This is a genomic window from Stenotrophomonas sp. WHRI 8082 (genome assembly GCF_040223995.2).
Lineage (GTDB): Bacteria > Pseudomonadota > Gammaproteobacteria > Xanthomonadales > Xanthomonadaceae > Stenotrophomonas.
The window spans coordinates 3,057,765-3,071,595 of record NZ_CP167826.1; the positions used below are offsets into that span (position 1 = coordinate 3,057,765).

Genomic DNA, 13,831 nt, shown 5'->3' on the forward strand with positions numbered 1-13,831 from the left:
GACGGCTCAGAAACGGATGTCCGCGCTGAGCAGGAACGTGCGCGGTGCACCCGGTGTGTAACGGTACCCGCTCTTGTTGATCGCAGCCACGTACTGCTTGTCGAACACGTTGTAGGCGTTCAAGCGCAGCACAAGGGAGTCGCTGACCGGGTAGGACAGCACCGCGTCATACACGGTGTAGGACTTGGTGAAGGCTGGCGTGCCCACCGCCCCGTCCGTGCCGCGATGCATCGCGCTGCTGTAACGCAGGCCACCCCCAACGGTCAGGCCGAACGGAAGCTGATACGTGCTCCAGGCCGTGAACGCATCATCGGGTGTATAGGTCAGGTTGCTTGTGCCATCGGCTGCAACGTTCGCCCCCTCCTTCACTTCGGTGTCCAGATGGCTGTAGCCGGCTGACAGCGACCAGTTGTCGGTCAGCCGGCCCACGGCCGACAGTTCAACGCCCCGCACGCGCTTGCTGCCGGTCTGGGTCGGGTTGCCCGCATCGTCCAGCACCTGCGTGTTGATTTCATTCTCCACATCGGTCTGGAAGATCGCCATGTTGAACGCCAGCGCATCGCCGAGGAACGCCCACTTGCTGCCAACTTCGAACGTTTTCGCTTCCTGCGGATCCAGGCGCGGATTGTCCAGGCTGCTGGCCGAACTGCTGAGGGCGAAATTGCTGCCGCCCGGCGGCTGCTGCGACAGCGCGTAGTTCGCGTACACGCTTGCCGCATCGCCCACCTTGTACAGCGCGCCGAGCTTCCAGTTGAGCAACGTGTCCGAGGCTTTCAGGGTGGGCACGCCCAGCACCGTACCTGCCGGGTTGCCGCCACAGGCGGGGCCCGCGCGGCCACCGCAGACCACGGCGCTGGCGTACTCCGTGTCGTAATGATCCGCGCGCACGCCAGCCGTCAGCAGGAGGCTTTCGCCGAAGTGCAGCGTGTCGAACAGATACACCGAGGAGGTCGTGGTTTTGCCGTGCGCATCGGCACCGTTGTGTGCCCAGCTCAGTCCCTTCACGTTCCAGTCCGGGTCATACAGATTCGCCGCCGGCCAACTGCTGCCGGCGGTGACGGCCTGGCCGAAGCTGTCCATTTCTTCGCGGGTGAACTCCACGCCGGTGCTGAGGTTGTGCGCGATGGCGCCGGTGGTGAAGTCGGCGCGCAGGTTGAGCTGGTCGGTCAGCAACGTGTTGCGCTGGTCCTTCAACGTGGGCAGGCTGCGCGCGATGGTGTACGTGGACAGGTCGTTGCGGTCGGTATAGCGGATGTTTCCGCTCGGCGCGCCGTTGGTGGCGCGCGTGCCGGTGCCCATGAACGCGGTGAGCAGGTAATCCTGTTCGGTGCGGCCCCAGCGCGCGGTGTTGGTCAGGCGCACGGCGTCGTTGAAGTCGTGTTCGATGCGGAACGTGGCCATCTTCGCGGTGACCTCGTCATGGTCCGCGCGCGTGCCGTAGAAGTTCTGCGGATCCACCGGGCGGCCAGCCAGGGCTTCCAACGTGGGTTGCGGGCTCCAGCCGGGCAGGCCAACGGTGGGCACACCGCCGTCGGGTACATTGTCCTGGTCCACGTAGAGCAGGTTCAGCACGTAGCGGGTGTCCGTCCCCAGGCCGAATGCCAGCGACGGCGCAATGCCCCAGCGCGAGGTGTTCACGTGGTCGCGGCCGGGCTGGTCGCTGTCCTGCCACACGGCATTCAGGCGCAGCGCACTGGTCGCTCCCAGCGACTGGTTCCAGTCGGCGGTGGCGCGGCGCTGCTGGTCACTGCCCAGGCTGGCGGTGCCGGATACTTCATCGTGCAGGGTGGCCTGCTTGCTGACCATGTTGATCGCACCGGTCGGTGCCGAACGCCCGTTGTCGGTGCCGGCCGGACCCTTGGTGATCTCCACCTGTTCGGTGTTGAAGACATCGCGGGAGATGGAGCCCAGGTCGCGCACGCCGTCGACGAACAGGCTGCTGGAGGTATCGAAGCCCCGCATGTACAGCGCATCACCGGTGGCGGTGTTGCCGTTCTCGCCGACGAAGAAGGTGCCCACGCCCGGGCTGTTGCGCAGCGCTTCGGTCAGGGTAGTGGCGCCCTGCTGGTTGAACAGGTCCGCGGTGATCACCTGGATGGTCTGTGGCGTGTCCTGCAGGGACTGGGTGAACTTCGGCGAGGCGACTTTGTCGGCCTTGTAGCCGCGCGTGGCGTGCACATCGACCTTGTCCAGCGTGCGTGCGCCGTCGTTGTCATCGGCGAAGGCAAGCGAGGGCAGGGCGGCCAGGCCAAGCCCCGCGGCCAGACTGGCGGTGGCCAGCGGCAGGCGACGGAACGGGGAGGCATGCTTGCGGCTCTTGATCGGATTCATGGGCAGGGCTTCGGTAAAGGCGGTTAGCTACCCGCCAGGTCACAACAGGGCTGCGCCTGGCCAACGGCCGGCGGCGTGCAGATAGGGGATTGCGCCGAAGCCCGCGGGCGACGGCGGTCAGGTGTCGCGCGGAGGCGCCTGACCCAGCGGACGACGCGGCCGTTGCGCGTGGAACGCCAGCGCCTCGACCGGTGCCTGCGTTTTGGCTGCCGCACGTGCGAACAGTGCCGTGGGGGCGACCGGCTTCATGCTCGGCGGCGTGCTGCGGCCGGGTTCCGGTTCGGCTTCGGTCGCCCTCAGGGCCTGCTCGAAGGGCACGCCTGGATGGGGTGCCGGGTCAGCCGCTCGAAGCACAGCGCTGTGCCGGTCTGCGTGCAGCGGGATCACACCGACGCCAGCGACCTGCCAGAGCAACAGCACCATCACCACAGCCCACGCTACCCACGCTCCGCTATGCGGAGGGGTGGAAGGATCTGAAGGACAGGGCAGGCCAGCATTCACACAGAACGGGTTCCGACACGGAATGTTACAAATCGTAGCAGTAACGCGAACTATTCGCATCTACAGAATTGTCGTACTGCGCGGTAAATCACATCGGGGTCGGATAATTCCGGAAAATGGGGTACGTACAACCCAGACGCTCGCCGCACAGGGCATTGAGTCAAGGATTCCACACGGCAATGAGTCTTAGGCTTTGCAGCGCCACTATCGGCTCATCTGGCTCATTCCCATGCACCTGCCACCTTCCAGCGGCGATGTCGCGACGTTACCCGAGCCCCCTGCCACGCCCTGCGCGGTCCTGGATCCCAAGACCATCGGCCGACTCGCGCGCCTCGCCGTGGACCACATGGCCGCAGGCATCGCGTACGGCAGCAAGGTGGTGCTGCAGCCACAGGACGACGAACTGGCCCCGCTGCTGGGTCGAACCGCCGCCGAATCCTGCCCGGGCAACCAGCGATTGAACTGGAAGCTCAATGCGCTGCTGAGCGCAAATGCGCGGTACTGCGCGGTCAAGATCGTCGGCTCCAATGCATGCAACCACGCCCTTGGGCTTCCGCGTTCGCAGTCACAGTTGATCCTGTACGACAAGCTGACCATGACACGTCTGGCCCAGTTCGATGGAACCGACGTGTCCGCGCGAAGGACAGGCGCCTACGCCTCGATGGCGGTCGACCTCCTGCTCGCCGACAGGGAGCGGTTTTCTGTCTACCTGTACGGCGCGGGGCCCATCGCCGATTGCGTCGTCGACGACCTGCACGCGCATCACGCCGAGCGTATCAGCCGCATCCAGGTCTGCAGCCGGCGCCCGGCCAGCGCGGAGGCCTTTGCCGCAGCGGCGGCCGCGCGCAGTGGGCTGGATGTACGCAGTGGTGCGGATGGACCGGGGCAGGCCGATCTGGTGATCACCGCGACCAACGCAGGAAGCCCCATCATGTCTGCCGACATGCTGCACAAGGAGGTCGCCGTGCTGCACCTGGGGGGCGATGAACTGCCGGTTGCCTTCATCGAACAAGCGCTGGCGCGAGGCACCGTGATCTGCGACGACGTGGACAGTGTGTGCCATCGCAACTCGCAGAGCCTGCCCCTTTATTTTTCACGGCAGAACCTGCGTCTGTCCGATCTGGCCGGACTTTTCAGGGTCCGCAGCCTGCACGACCACACGCTACGTGGTGAGCCGGCGAGAGCGCGTCCCGCCTTGATGACCTGCGTCGGATTGCCGGTGCTGGATCTTTACCTGGCCCAGTGGCTGTATGAGCACGGCGCAGACAGCGCCTAATCCCGGTCGTCCCGCGTCCAGACCGCCTCGTGCTCCCGCTTTACCGGGAACTTCGGTGCAGGGCTGTACGCGGGCGCACACAGGGCGCGTCCGTCGCGTACATCGAAGCGGGCACCATGCAGCACGCATTCGATGCTGCCTTCGGCGCTATTGAACTCGCCGGAAGACAGCTCGAATTCTTCGTGCGTGCACTGGTCTTCCAGCGCATACAGCTCGCCGTCCAGGTTGAAGACCACGATGGGCGTACCGGTCACTTCATCGAAGACGGTCTTCATTTCCCCGGGCAGCAGGTCGTTGCTGGCACACACGAAGGTCCAGGCATCGCTCATCGCGGCAGCCCTGACAGGTGCTTTTCCAGGATCTCGAACTGCAGGTCATCGCGCCTGGGAATGCCGAAGCGTTCGTCGCCGTAGGGGAAGGGCTTCTTGATGCCTGTACGGACGTAGCCGCGGCGTTCGTAGAAGGCGATCAGCTCTTCGCGGACATCGATCACGGTCATCAGCATGCTGGACAGTCCCCACGCGCGGACACCGTACGCTTCTGCCTCGGCAATGAGCTGCTTGCCCAGGCCGCTGCCCTGCTGGGTGGGATCTACCGCGAACATGCCGAAGTACCCGTGTTCGCCGCCATCGGCGACGTGGGCGCAGGCCAGCAGGTGGCCGTCGCGTTCGGCGAGCAGGATGGTGGAACGGGCGCGGGCGATATCTGCCTGCAGGCCCTCTGCATCGATACGGGCGCCGTCCAGGATGTCCGCTTCGGTGGTCCATCCCGCCCGGCTGGCGTCGCCCCGGTAGGCCGAGGTGACGAGGGCGATAAGGGCGGGAATGTCGGCCGGCGTAGCGGCGCGGAAGGTCAGCGTACTCATGCCGCCATTGTAGCGCCGAGCCATGCTCGGCGGCATTTGCCTTACCACGGCAACGCAGCTCAGCCCAACAGTTTGCGGACCTTGTTCAGCGCCACCACGAAGCGTTCGACTTCATCATGCGTGTTGTAGAACGCCAGCGATGCGCGGCAGGTGGCCGCCACACCGTAGTACTGCAGCAGCGGATGGGCGCAATGCTGGCCGGACCGGATCGCCATGCCTTCCAGGTCGAGCAGGGTGGCCAGGTCATGCGCATGGGCGCCTTCGATCAGGAACGACACCACCGCCGCCTTGTCCGGCGTGGTGCCGAAGATGCGCAGGCCGTCGATCTTCTGCAGCTCCTCGGTGAAATGCGCCAGCAGCTCCGCCTCGCGCGCTTCCACGTGGGCAAGTCCGAGCGATTCCAGGTAGTCCACCGCCACGCCCAGGCCGATGAAGCCGGCGATGTTCGGGGTGCCGGCTTCGAACTTGTGCGGGGCCTCGTTGAACACGGTGCCCTCGAAGCTGACTTCCTTGATCATCTCGCCGCCTCCGAGGAACGGGGGCATCGCGTCCAGGTGCTCGCGACGCGCCCAGAGTGCGCCGGTCCCGGTCGGGCCGCACATCTTGTGGCCGGTGATGGCGTAGAAATCACAGCCGATCGCCGCCACGTCCACCTTGCGATGCGGTACGGCCTGCGAGCCATCCACCACGGTGACGATGCCGCGCTTGCGGGCTTCGCGGCAGATTTCACGCACCGGGTTCACGGTGCCCAGCACATTGGACACATGGGCGATGGCGAGCAGCTTGACCTCGGGGGTCATTGCCTTGCGCAGCGCCTCCAGGTCGATCGCACCTGCGGGCGTGATCTCGGCCACGCGGACCGTTGCACCGGTCCGCTCGGCGACCAGCTGCCACGGCACGATGTTGGCGTGATGCTCCATGCGCGACACCAGGATCACGTCACCGGGCTTCAACCGTGGCAGGGCCCAGGAATAAGCCACCAGGTTCAGCGCGAAGGTGGTGCCGCTGCAGAGCACCAGTTCGCTGGCGCGCACATTGAGGAAACGCGCCAGCTTGTCGCGTGCGCCCTCGTAGGCATCGGTGGCCTCGGTGCCCAGGGCATGTACCGCCCGGCTGACGTTGGCGTTGTAGCGCCGATAGAACTCATCCACCGCGCCGATCACCTGCACCGGCTTCTGGCCGGTGTTGGCGTTGTCGAAATAGACCAGTGGCTTGCCGTGAACCTCGCGCATCAGCAGCGGGAAGTCCTGCCGCACGCGGTCCCAGTCCGGCGCGGTAGCGGTGTCAGCCTGCGGACGCGGGGTGGTCAGGTTCATGCCACGCCTGCCTCGACCAGTGCGCGGTCCAAACGGCGGCCGAGCTGCTCGCGCAGCGCATCGGGCAGCACCTTCAACGGCTCGTGGCAGAACGCGGCGCTGAGCAGGGCCTTGGCTTCCTCTGCAGGCAAGCCGCGCGAGCGCAGGTAGAACAGCGCGTTGGCATCGAGCTGGCCGACGGTGGCGCCGTGCGCGGCCTTCACTTCTTCCGCATCGATCACCAGCGTCGGCTGGCTGTCGATCTCGGCGTCGGCGGACAGCAGCAGGTTCTTGTTGGACAGGTTGGCGTCGGTGCCATCGGCGCCTTCGCGGATGTGGATGCCGCCATGGAACACCACACGGCTGCGGTTGGCGGCCACGCCGCGCCACAGCAGTTCGCAGTTGGTGTCGCGCGCGATGTGCTCGATGCCCAGACGGGTGTCGACATGGCGACGGCCGGTCCCCAGCAGCACGCCGTTGGCGGTCAGGTGCGCATTGTTGCCTTCCAGGCGCACGTTGAGCTCATGACGGCTCAGTGCGGCGCCCAGTTCCAGGTCCACGCGGTGGTACTGCGCATCGCGTGCGAGTACGGCATCGGTGCGCAGGAAGCTGGTCTGCCGCGCGCTGCCGGCCTGCACCCGGGCGTGCTTGAGCACCGCGTCCTGGGCCAGGTGGACATGCACCACGCTGTTGTCCAGATGGGCGCTGTCGCCGACCTGCAGATGGTGTTCAACGATACCCAGCTGTGCGCCGGCGCGCAGCTCGATCAGCGTGCGATGGTGCCAGGCCATGTCGGTGTCTGCGGCCACGCTGGCGAACACCAGCTGCACCGGGACATCGAACTGCACGCCGTCGTCCACACGCAGCACGACGCCTTCATCGGCCAGCGCGCCGTTCAGGCGGGCAAAGATTTCATCGCTGCGCTCGTAACGGCGCGCAAGGAAGCGCGCGCTGTCTTCGCCAGCGGCCAGGGCAGTCGACAACGGTTTCAGCACCACGCCGGCCGGCAGCCCGTGCGTGTCACTCAGTCCGTCATGCAGGCGGCCGTTGACGAAGACCAGGCGCGGCGCCGGGATATCGTCCAGCAGCGCCACGTCCAGTGCCGGCGGCACGGCAGGCGCGGCGCTGAAGCTGCGGCGCTCCAACTGGCGCAACGAGGTGTACTTCCACGCTTCGGTGCGCGGTCCGGGCAGCCCGTCATGCAGCGCGGCATCCAGAACCTCGCGGCGCGCAGCGCTGCCGCTGAAGGTGGCAGCCAGTGAATCCAGCAGTGCGCTCATCAGACCGCCGCCTCCGGCACCACGCGATTCTTCAGGAAGTCGTACCCGTGCTCTTCCAGCTGCAGGGCCAGCTCCGGGCCACCGGACTGGACGATGCGGCCGTCCGCCAGCACATGCACGAAGTCCGGCTTGATGTAATCGAGGAGGCGCTGGTAATGGGTGATGACCAGGAACGAGCGCTCCGGGCTGCGCAGCGCATTGACGCCGTCGGCCACGCTCTTCAGGGCATCGATGTCCAGGCCCGAATCGGTCTCGTCCAGGATCGCCAGCTTCGGCTCCAGCACGGCCAGCTGGAAGATCTCGTTGCGCTTCTTTTCGCCGCCGGAGAAGCCTTCGTTGACGCCGCGGTGCAGCAGCTCATCCTTCAGGTGCAGCACGGCGAGCTTCTGCCGCACCAGCTTGAGGAACTGCATCGAATCCAGCTCGTCCTGCCCGCGGGCACGGCGCTGGGCATTCAGCGCGGCGCGCAGGAAATAGGTGTTGTTGACGCCGGGGATTTCCACCGGGTACTGGAAGGCCAGGAACAGGCCGGCGGCGGCGCGCTCTTCGGGCGACAACTGCAGCAGGTCGGCGTCTTCGAAGCGCACACTGCCTTCGCTGACGTCATAGCCTTCGCGACCGGACAGCACATTGCCCAGGGTGGACTTGCCGGCGCCGTTGGGACCCATGATGGCGTGCACTTGGCCGGGCTTTACGTCCAGCGACAGGCCCTTGAGGATTTCCTTGTCGCCGATGCGTGCGTGGAGGTTGTCGATCTTCAGCATGTCGATAATCGTCTTGTCAGATAGGGGGCTGGAGGCAGCGCGACTCAGAGGTCGTATTCGCTGCGCTCGAGGAATTCTTTACGCAGGTAGGCGGTACGCGCACGGGTCAGCGCCGCCTTGGCGTCGGAGTACAGCATCGGGTACATCGAGCCGTACAGGAAACGCGGGTTTTCGTCGGAACCCACGGGGTAGCGCGCTTCCAGGTCGGCATCGCGCAGCTGGACCCACACCCGCTGGGCGGCTTTCATCTTCGCCAGCGCCACGGGTTCGCCGGACAGCTTGGCGAGGATCTGCCGATACACGGCATTCAAGTCGGCGTCTGCCTGCTTGAACTCGCGGTCGGCGCAGGCATTGAGCTCAAGCTGGCTGCCGCCGGGATCGCACTCCACCGGTTGCGTGGCCGCAGGTGCCGCTGCGCCCAGTAGCAGGCACAGACTGATCAGGACACGGATCATCCGACTGAACCTTCCAGCGACACATCCAGCAGCTTCTTGGCTTCGACGGCGAACTCCATGGGCAGTTCGCGGAACACCTGCTTGCAGAAGCCGTCGACGATCAGCGATACCGCGTCTTCCTGGCTGATGCCTCGCGCCCGGCAATAGAACAGCTGGTCGTCGGAGATTTTCGAGGTGGTGGCCTCGTGCTCGACCGTCGCGCCCGGATTCTTGACCTCGATGTACGGGAAGGTATGGGCACCGCACTTCTTGCCGATCAGCAGCGAATCGCACTGGGTGTAGTTGCGTGCACCGTCAGCGCCGCGCTCGATCTTGACCAGCCCGCGGTAGGTGTTCTGGCCGTGGCCGGCGCTGATGCCCTTGCTGATGATCTTGCTCTTGGTGCGCTTGCCGACGTGGATCATCTTGGTGCCGGTGTCAGCCTGCTGGCGATGGTGGGTCAGCGCCACGGAGTGGAACTCGCCGACCGAGTCGTCGCCCAGCAGCACGCAGGAGGGATACTTCCAAGTGATCGCCGAACCGGTTTCCACCTGCGTCCAGGTGACCTTGCTGCGGGCACCACGGCACTCGGCGCGCTTGGTCACGAAGTTGTAGATGCCGCCCACTCCGTTCTCATCACCCGGGTACCAGTTCTGCACGGTGGAGTATTTGATCTCGGCATCGTCCAGCGTCACCAGTTCCACCACGGCGGCATGCAGCTGGTTTTCGTCGCGCATCGGCGCGGTACAGCCTTCCAGGTAGGACACGTAGGCCTGGTCTTCGCAGATGATCAGGGTGCGCTCGAACTGGCCGGTATGGCCCGCATTGATGCGGAAATAGGTGCTCAGCTCCATCGGGCAACGCACGCCCTTGGGGATGAACACGAAGCTGCCATCGGAGAACACGGCCGAGTTCAGTGCGGCGAAGTAGTTGTCACCCACCGGCACCACCGTGCCCAGGTACTGCCGCACCAGGTCCGGGTACTCCTTGATGGCCTCGGACATCGAGCAGAAGATCACGCCTTTTTCAGCCAGCTCCTTGCGGAAGGTGGTGCCGACAGAGACCGAGTCGAACACTGCATCCACCGCCACGCCGGCCAGCCTGGCGCGCTCGTGCAGCGGCACGCCCAGCTTGTCATAGGTATCGAGCAGCTCCTTCGGCACGTCGTCCAGCGAGGCATACTTCGGGCCCTTCGGCGCGGAGTAGTAGCTCAGGCCCTGCAGGTCGATCGGCGCGATCTTCAGCTTCGCCCAGTCCGGCATCGGCATGGTGAGGAAGTGGCGGTAGGCTTCAAGCCGCCACTGGGTCATCCACTCGGGCTCTTCCTTCTTTGCTGACAGGGCGCGGATGGTGTCCTCGTCCAGGCCCGGCGGCAGGGAGTCCGATTCGATGTCCGTGATGAAGCCGGCCGAATACTTGCGGCCGAGCTGCTCGTGGATCTCGCGGTTGGGCGTGTCGCCGGTGGCGACGGTGTCGATGATGTCGGTGGCCATGGGGGCTGCCTGTAAATCAGGAGACGACAGCGGCCGCGATGGCGCGGCGCTGGGAGTCGTCAACAAGGGGATGAGGGGAGAGAATCTGGGCGAGCGTGACCGCACGCAGTGCCTCGGACACCACGTCATTGATCAGCCGCCAACTGCTGCGCGCACCGCATTTGGGGGCCATGCCGCACTGATGGTTGTCATGGCTGCATTCGGTCAGTGCCAGCGGCCCTTCCATTGCTTCCACGACCTCGAACAGTGAGATATCGCCCGGGGTGCGGGTGAGGCGGTAGCCGCCGCGCACGCCGCGCAGGCCTTCGACCAGCCCGGCCTGGGCCAACGGCTTGAGGACCTTGCTGACGGTGGGCGGTTCCAGACCTGTGAACTCGGCCAGTTCGGTCGCGCTGAGGACTTCGCTCGGACGGGCAGCGAGCACGGTCAGCACGACGGTGGCGTAATCGGTGAGCTTGGTGACGCGAAGCATGGGGTCTGCGGCTGTTCTGCAAAGCGGACCGAAATTGTACGCTTTTCTTCGCCGGCGTCCAAGTTGGACCGTAACCCCGCGATGGGCGCGTGGCGGCGGCGGGGCGCACGAATGGTGGGACATGGCCCGGATTTTGGCAATCACGAAGATTAAGGGAGAATCAACGTCCCACTGTCCACAACGCGCCCGCGCCCATGCCGAAGACGCCCATGCCGAAGAAGATCAAAGCCCGCAAATCCGCCATCCATGGCAACGGCGTGTTCGCCATCGCACCGCTGAAGCAGGGGGAGCGGGTGATCCAGTACAAGGGCCTGCTGCGCAGCCATGCCGACGTGGACGCAGACGACAGTGGTGACGTGGAAAGCGGGCATACCTTCCTGTTCACGCTGAACGATGACTACGTGATCGATGCCAACTACAAAGGCAACGAGGCGCGCTGGATGAACCACAGTTGCGATCCCAACTGCGAAGCGTTGATCGAAGAGAGCGAGGAGGGCAATTCGCGTGAGGACAAAGTGTTCATCGAAGCCCTGCGTGACATCGCACCGGGCGAAGAGCTGGTCTACAACTACGGCATCACCTTGGCCGAGCGGCACACCGCGCGCCTGAAGAAGGTATGGGAATGCCGCTGCGGGTCGAAGAAGTGCACCGGCACGATGCTGCAGCCCAAGCGCTGATCCGCACGCGCCGTCCACATCCGTATCACTGCCGGAAAATGCGCCGGCGGTGATGCTGGGGCTCCATTTCCCAGGAGCATTCCCATGGCACAGCGTCTCGAAGGCAAGAAGGTCGCCATCCTCGCCACCCACGGGTTCGAGCAGTCCGAATTGACCGAGCCGAAGAAGCTGCTGGAGGGCTGGGGTGCGAAGACCACGGTCGTGTCACCTGCCAAAGAAGACAGCATCAAGGGCTGGAAAGAAAAAGACTGGGGCGACGCGGTCAAGGTGGATCTGGCGCTGTCCGGCGCTGATGCCGGGGACTTCGACGCGCTGGTGCTGCCCGGCGGGCAGATGAATCCGGACGTGTTGCGCATCGAGAAGGACGCGTTGGCGTTCATCGAAGCATTCGCGAAAGCGGGCAAGCCGATCGCCGCCATCTGCCACGCCCCGTGGCTGCTGATCGACAGCGGCCTGGCGAAGGGCAAGCAGGTGACCTCGTGGCCGTCGGTGCGTCGCGACTTGGAGAATGCAGGCGCGCAGTGGCGCGATGCCGAGGTGGTGGTCGACGGGCAGCTGATCACCAGCCGCAAGCCGGATGACATCCCCGCCTTCAGCGAGGCCGTTGCCAAGGCGCTGGAAGGCTGACCGGAGAACGTAGCGCCGAGGCACGCTCGGCGTTTTTGAACCGAAGCGCCGAGCCATGCTCGGCGTTTTGCCATCCAGCCGGGCTCAGCGCCCCAGCAGGCCCGCCGGCACCATCGTGCCGAGATCCTGGTTGAACGTGACCTGCAGGCGGCCGTCCTTCACTTGTGCCGACTGCACCTGCAACGTGCCCAACAACCCGGCGACGGCCGGGTCGATCTTGTAGATCGGCTCGCGCTGCGCGTAGTCGGTCAGCCACGCATTGAGCAGCGAGCGGGTGCGTGAGTCGAGCCGTGCACCCTGCTGCGCAGGCACGAAATCATCCATGCTCGGCTGCTGCAGGTGGAAACCCTGGGTCTGCTGGTCGTAGCGCAGCCCACTGCTCAGCTTTACCGTGCCGAGCTTGGCCGGCGCCCCACCGGCGGTGGCCAGTGCAACGTCCATGCCCAGGTTGAGGCGCTCGCCGGCGGGCAGGCTCAGCTGTGGGTGGCTCATGGTCAGGGCGATCAAGCCGCCCAGCGCATCCTGGGTGCGCGGGAAGCTGCTCTCCAGATACTCCTGCACATCGCCGGCGCCGACAGACAGCTGGCGCCCCTCGATGGACGGGGCGGCCTGCGCGCCGATGGCGGCGGCAACCAGCACGGTGGCCGTGGCAAACCGGGTAAGCATGGGACGAAGACGCATGGTCGTGGCCAGAAAAGAGAAGGACAGGGGGAAAGATAGCCCGCTGCACTGAACGGCGCGTGGACAACGCGCTCAGTCGAGCACCGGCTGCAGGCTGGCCGAGTGGATCAACCAGGCGTTACGTGCAGTGTCGGGGATCAACCGGTACCAGCCGGTATAGCGGAGCGTGCCCGTCGATGTGACCGCACGTACCCGCACCGGTACTTCGATCAGATGGCTGGGCTGTTGCTGGTCGCGCGCCCGCGGCGACTGCGTGTCCACGCGCAGGGTGAGCACGTCGCGCAGCTCACGCAGGGCGGCATCATCGGCACGGCCGGGGGGCGGGGGGACCATCCACGCCGCATCGGCCGCGGTCGTATCGCGCTTCAGCAGCTGCACGGCATAGTCGCGCACCACCCCGCCCGGGTCCTGCGCGCTGGGCGGCAGCGCAGACAGCAGCGGCAGCGACAAGGGCCGCACCGGCACTGCGGAGGTCGCCTGCTGCGTGTCAGCGGCCTGATCGGGGCTCTCGCTTTCACCGGGGCTGCGCGTCGGGGTGGGGTCGGCAACCCGCTGGCACGCGCACAGCAGGATCAGCATCGCGGGTACAGACCAGATAGCGCGCTTCGTCATTCCCGAGATCCCGGTTGGCCAGCGGACAGTCTAGCCAGCGTCGACCTCAGGCGGGGCGGTGCAGGGCATCCAGAATGTCCAATGCGTCGCGCAGGGATCCGGCATGGGCGACAAGCGGATGACCGGACTCGTCGGAATGCCGGTCCAGCACATCGCGCAGGATCTGCGTGGCGACCAATACCGACGCGCGCTCGTCCCCGCTGAAACCGGCCAGTCGCGGCGCGCGCTCCAGCTGGCGCATCCAGTCGTTCTGCGCACGGTGCTCCAGCTCGATGGTGCAGCGCCCGCTGCACTGGATGCCGTCCTTTTCAATCGGGGTGACAGTGAGGCGGTAGCGGGTGGAGGGGCTGGCCATGGCGGGCATCCGTTGGGGGGTGCGACCACCATAGGGCTGTCAGGACAGGGCGACGACCAAGCCGGCTGCACGCAGTGTTCCACCATCCCGCCAGCGGGCATCCGCGGAAGCGGTGCCAACCTTGCACGGCAAGGCCAACGAGGTGCAGCGCAGCGAAACGCGAGCCGG

General features: G+C 65.7%; 16 protein-coding genes. 3 read left to right on the forward strand and 13 right to left on the reverse strand.

Annotation, left to right across the window (positions count from 1 at the left end):
• Positions 1 to 6 precede the first annotated feature (6 nt).
• Together ABRP17_RS13290 and ABRP17_RS13295 are read right to left on the reverse strand one after the other, a co-directional pair.
• Positions 7 to 2,331, reverse strand: coding sequence for a catecholate siderophore receptor Fiu (locus ABRP17_RS13290; protein WP_349984643.1), 2,325 nt, complete (start codon positions 2,329 to 2,331; stop codon positions 7 to 9).
• Positions 2,332 to 2,448: 117 nt separating this feature from the next.
• A complete protein-coding gene (locus ABRP17_RS13295) occupies positions 2,449 to 2,754 on the reverse strand; it encodes a hypothetical protein (protein ID WP_349984642.1) in 306 nt (101 codons plus the stop codon).
• A gap of 307 nt (positions 2,755 to 3,061) precedes the next feature.
• Between ABRP17_RS13295 and ABRP17_RS13300 the strand changes: the two genes are divergently transcribed.
• A complete protein-coding gene (locus tag ABRP17_RS13300) occupies positions 3,062 to 4,108 on the forward strand; it encodes a hypothetical protein (RefSeq protein ID WP_349984641.1) in 1,047 nt (348 codons plus the stop codon).
• Here the strand turns inward: ABRP17_RS13300 and ABRP17_RS13305 are convergent.
• The 8 genes from ABRP17_RS13305 to ABRP17_RS13340 are packed head-to-tail and all read right to left on the reverse strand — an operon-like array spanning position 4,105 to position 10,711.
• Positions 4,105 to 4,437 (reverse strand): non-heme iron oxygenase ferredoxin subunit, encoded by a 333-nt coding sequence (locus ABRP17_RS13305; RefSeq protein WP_349984640.1) that lies wholly within the window; start codon positions 4,435 to 4,437, stop codon positions 4,105 to 4,107. The two genes, ABRP17_RS13300 and ABRP17_RS13305, sit on opposite strands and share 4 nt — an antisense overlap.
• Complete coding sequence (locus ABRP17_RS13310) at positions 4,434 to 4,973, reverse strand: GNAT family N-acetyltransferase (protein WP_349984639.1); 540 nt, start codon at positions 4,971 to 4,973, stop codon at positions 4,434 to 4,436. Before ABRP17_RS13310 ends, ABRP17_RS13305 begins: the two co-directional genes overlap by 4 nt.
• Before the next feature lie 59 nt (positions 4,974 to 5,032).
• The gene (locus ABRP17_RS13315; protein ID WP_349984638.1) at positions 5,033 to 6,289 is read right to left on the reverse strand and encodes a cysteine desulfurase; all 1,257 of its coding nucleotides are present in this window, start codon (positions 6,287 to 6,289) and stop codon (positions 5,033 to 5,035) included.
• Positions 6,286 to 7,548, reverse strand: a complete 1,263-nt coding sequence (sufD, locus tag ABRP17_RS13320; RefSeq protein WP_349984637.1) for a Fe-S cluster assembly protein SufD — start codon at positions 7,546 to 7,548, stop codon at positions 6,286 to 6,288. The genes ABRP17_RS13315 and sufD overlap by 4 nt, the downstream gene beginning before the upstream one ends.
• On the reverse strand, positions 7,548 to 8,312 hold the full coding sequence (gene sufC / locus ABRP17_RS13325; RefSeq protein ID WP_188326425.1) for a Fe-S cluster assembly ATPase SufC: 765 nt from the start codon (positions 8,310 to 8,312) through the stop codon (positions 7,548 to 7,550). The genes sufD and sufC overlap by 1 nt, the downstream gene beginning before the upstream one ends.
• A gap of 44 nt (positions 8,313 to 8,356) precedes the next feature.
• Positions 8,357 to 8,767, reverse strand: coding sequence for a lysozyme inhibitor LprI family protein (locus ABRP17_RS13330; RefSeq protein WP_349984635.1), 411 nt, complete (start codon positions 8,765 to 8,767; stop codon positions 8,357 to 8,359).
• Positions 8,764 to 10,239, reverse strand: a complete 1,476-nt coding sequence (sufB, locus tag ABRP17_RS13335) for a Fe-S cluster assembly protein SufB (RefSeq protein WP_192081467.1) — start codon at positions 10,237 to 10,239, stop codon at positions 8,764 to 8,766. The genes ABRP17_RS13330 and sufB overlap by 4 nt, the downstream gene beginning before the upstream one ends.
• 16 nt (positions 10,240 to 10,255) lie before the next feature.
• Entirely contained in the window at positions 10,256 to 10,711 is a 456-nt protein-coding gene (locus ABRP17_RS13340) for an SUF system Fe-S cluster assembly regulator (RefSeq protein ID WP_188326427.1), read from the reverse strand.
• A gap of 209 nt (positions 10,712 to 10,920) precedes the next feature.
• Between ABRP17_RS13340 and ABRP17_RS13345 the strand changes: the two genes are divergently transcribed.
• Both ABRP17_RS13345 and ABRP17_RS13350 read left to right on the forward strand, forming a co-directional pair.
• Entirely contained in the window at positions 10,921 to 11,388 is a 468-nt protein-coding gene (locus ABRP17_RS13345) for an SET domain-containing protein (protein WP_188326428.1), read from the forward strand.
• 84 nt (positions 11,389 to 11,472) lie between these two features.
• Positions 11,473 to 12,015: a type 1 glutamine amidotransferase domain-containing protein gene (locus ABRP17_RS13350; protein ID WP_188326429.1), complete on the forward strand. Its 543-nt coding sequence runs from the start codon at positions 11,473 to 11,475 to the stop codon at positions 12,013 to 12,015.
• A gap of 84 nt (positions 12,016 to 12,099) precedes the next feature.
• Here ABRP17_RS13350 and ABRP17_RS13355 read toward each other — a convergent pair whose 3' ends face one another.
• From ABRP17_RS13355 to ABRP17_RS13365, 3 genes are all read right to left on the reverse strand, one after another.
• A complete protein-coding gene (locus ABRP17_RS13355; RefSeq protein WP_188326430.1) occupies positions 12,100 to 12,696 on the reverse strand; it encodes a DUF1439 domain-containing protein in 597 nt (198 codons plus the stop codon).
• A 72-nt stretch (positions 12,697 to 12,768) separates the two neighbouring features.
• Positions 12,769 to 13,308, reverse strand: coding sequence for a hypothetical protein (locus tag ABRP17_RS13360; RefSeq protein ID WP_349984633.1), 540 nt, complete (start codon positions 13,306 to 13,308; stop codon positions 12,769 to 12,771).
• A 46-nt stretch (positions 13,309 to 13,354) separates the two neighbouring features.
• Positions 13,355 to 13,663: a DUF3861 family protein gene (locus ABRP17_RS13365; protein WP_349984632.1), complete on the reverse strand. Its 309-nt coding sequence runs from the start codon at positions 13,661 to 13,663 to the stop codon at positions 13,355 to 13,357.
• Between the last annotated feature and the right edge of the window lie 168 nt (positions 13,664 to 13,831).

What these genes read in the sequence shown, in the direction of transcription:
- ABRP17_RS13290 (WP_349984643.1), bottom strand. Translation starts at nt 2,331, where the DNA reads ATGAATCCGATCAAGAGCCGCAAGCATGCCTCCCCGTTCCGTCGCCTG.
- ABRP17_RS13295 (WP_349984642.1), bottom strand. Translation starts at nt 2,754, where the DNA reads ATGGTGCTGTTGCTCTGGCAGGTCGCTGGCGTCGGTGTGATCCCGCTG.
- ABRP17_RS13300 (WP_349984641.1), top strand. Translation starts at nt 3,062, where the DNA reads ATGCACCTGCCACCTTCCAGCGGCGATGTCGCGACGTTACCCGAGCCC.
- ABRP17_RS13305 (WP_349984640.1), bottom strand. Translation starts at nt 4,437, where the DNA reads ATGAGCGATGCCTGGACCTTCGTGTGTGCCAGCAACGACCTGCTGCCC.
- ABRP17_RS13310 (WP_349984639.1), bottom strand. Translation starts at nt 4,973, where the DNA reads ATGAGTACGCTGACCTTCCGCGCCGCTACGCCGGCCGACATTCCCGCC.
- ABRP17_RS13315 (WP_349984638.1), bottom strand. Translation starts at nt 6,289, where the DNA reads ATGAACCTGACCACCCCGCGTCCGCAGGCTGACACCGCTACCGCGCCG.
- sufD (WP_349984637.1), bottom strand. Translation starts at nt 7,548, where the DNA reads ATGAGCGCACTGCTGGATTCACTGGCTGCCACCTTCAGCGGCAGCGCT.
- sufC (WP_188326425.1), bottom strand. Translation starts at nt 8,312, where the DNA reads ATGCTGAAGATCGACAACCTCCACGCACGCATCGGCGACAAGGAAATC.
- ABRP17_RS13330 (WP_349984635.1), bottom strand. Translation starts at nt 8,767, where the DNA reads ATGATCCGTGTCCTGATCAGTCTGTGCCTGCTACTGGGCGCAGCGGCA.
- sufB (WP_192081467.1), bottom strand. Translation starts at nt 10,239, where the DNA reads ATGGCCACCGACATCATCGACACCGTCGCCACCGGCGACACGCCCAAC.
- ABRP17_RS13340 (WP_188326427.1), bottom strand. Translation starts at nt 10,711, where the DNA reads ATGCTTCGCGTCACCAAGCTCACCGATTACGCCACCGTCGTGCTGACC.
- ABRP17_RS13345 (WP_188326428.1), top strand. Translation starts at nt 10,921, where the DNA reads ATGCCGAAGAAGATCAAAGCCCGCAAATCCGCCATCCATGGCAACGGC.
- ABRP17_RS13350 (WP_188326429.1), top strand. Translation starts at nt 11,473, where the DNA reads ATGGCACAGCGTCTCGAAGGCAAGAAGGTCGCCATCCTCGCCACCCAC.
- ABRP17_RS13355 (WP_188326430.1), bottom strand. Translation starts at nt 12,696, where the DNA reads ATGCGTCTTCGTCCCATGCTTACCCGGTTTGCCACGGCCACCGTGCTG.
- ABRP17_RS13360 (WP_349984633.1), bottom strand. Translation starts at nt 13,308, where the DNA reads ATGACGAAGCGCGCTATCTGGTCTGTACCCGCGATGCTGATCCTGCTG.
- ABRP17_RS13365 (WP_349984632.1), bottom strand. Translation starts at nt 13,663, where the DNA reads ATGGCCAGCCCCTCCACCCGCTACCGCCTCACTGTCACCCCGATTGAA.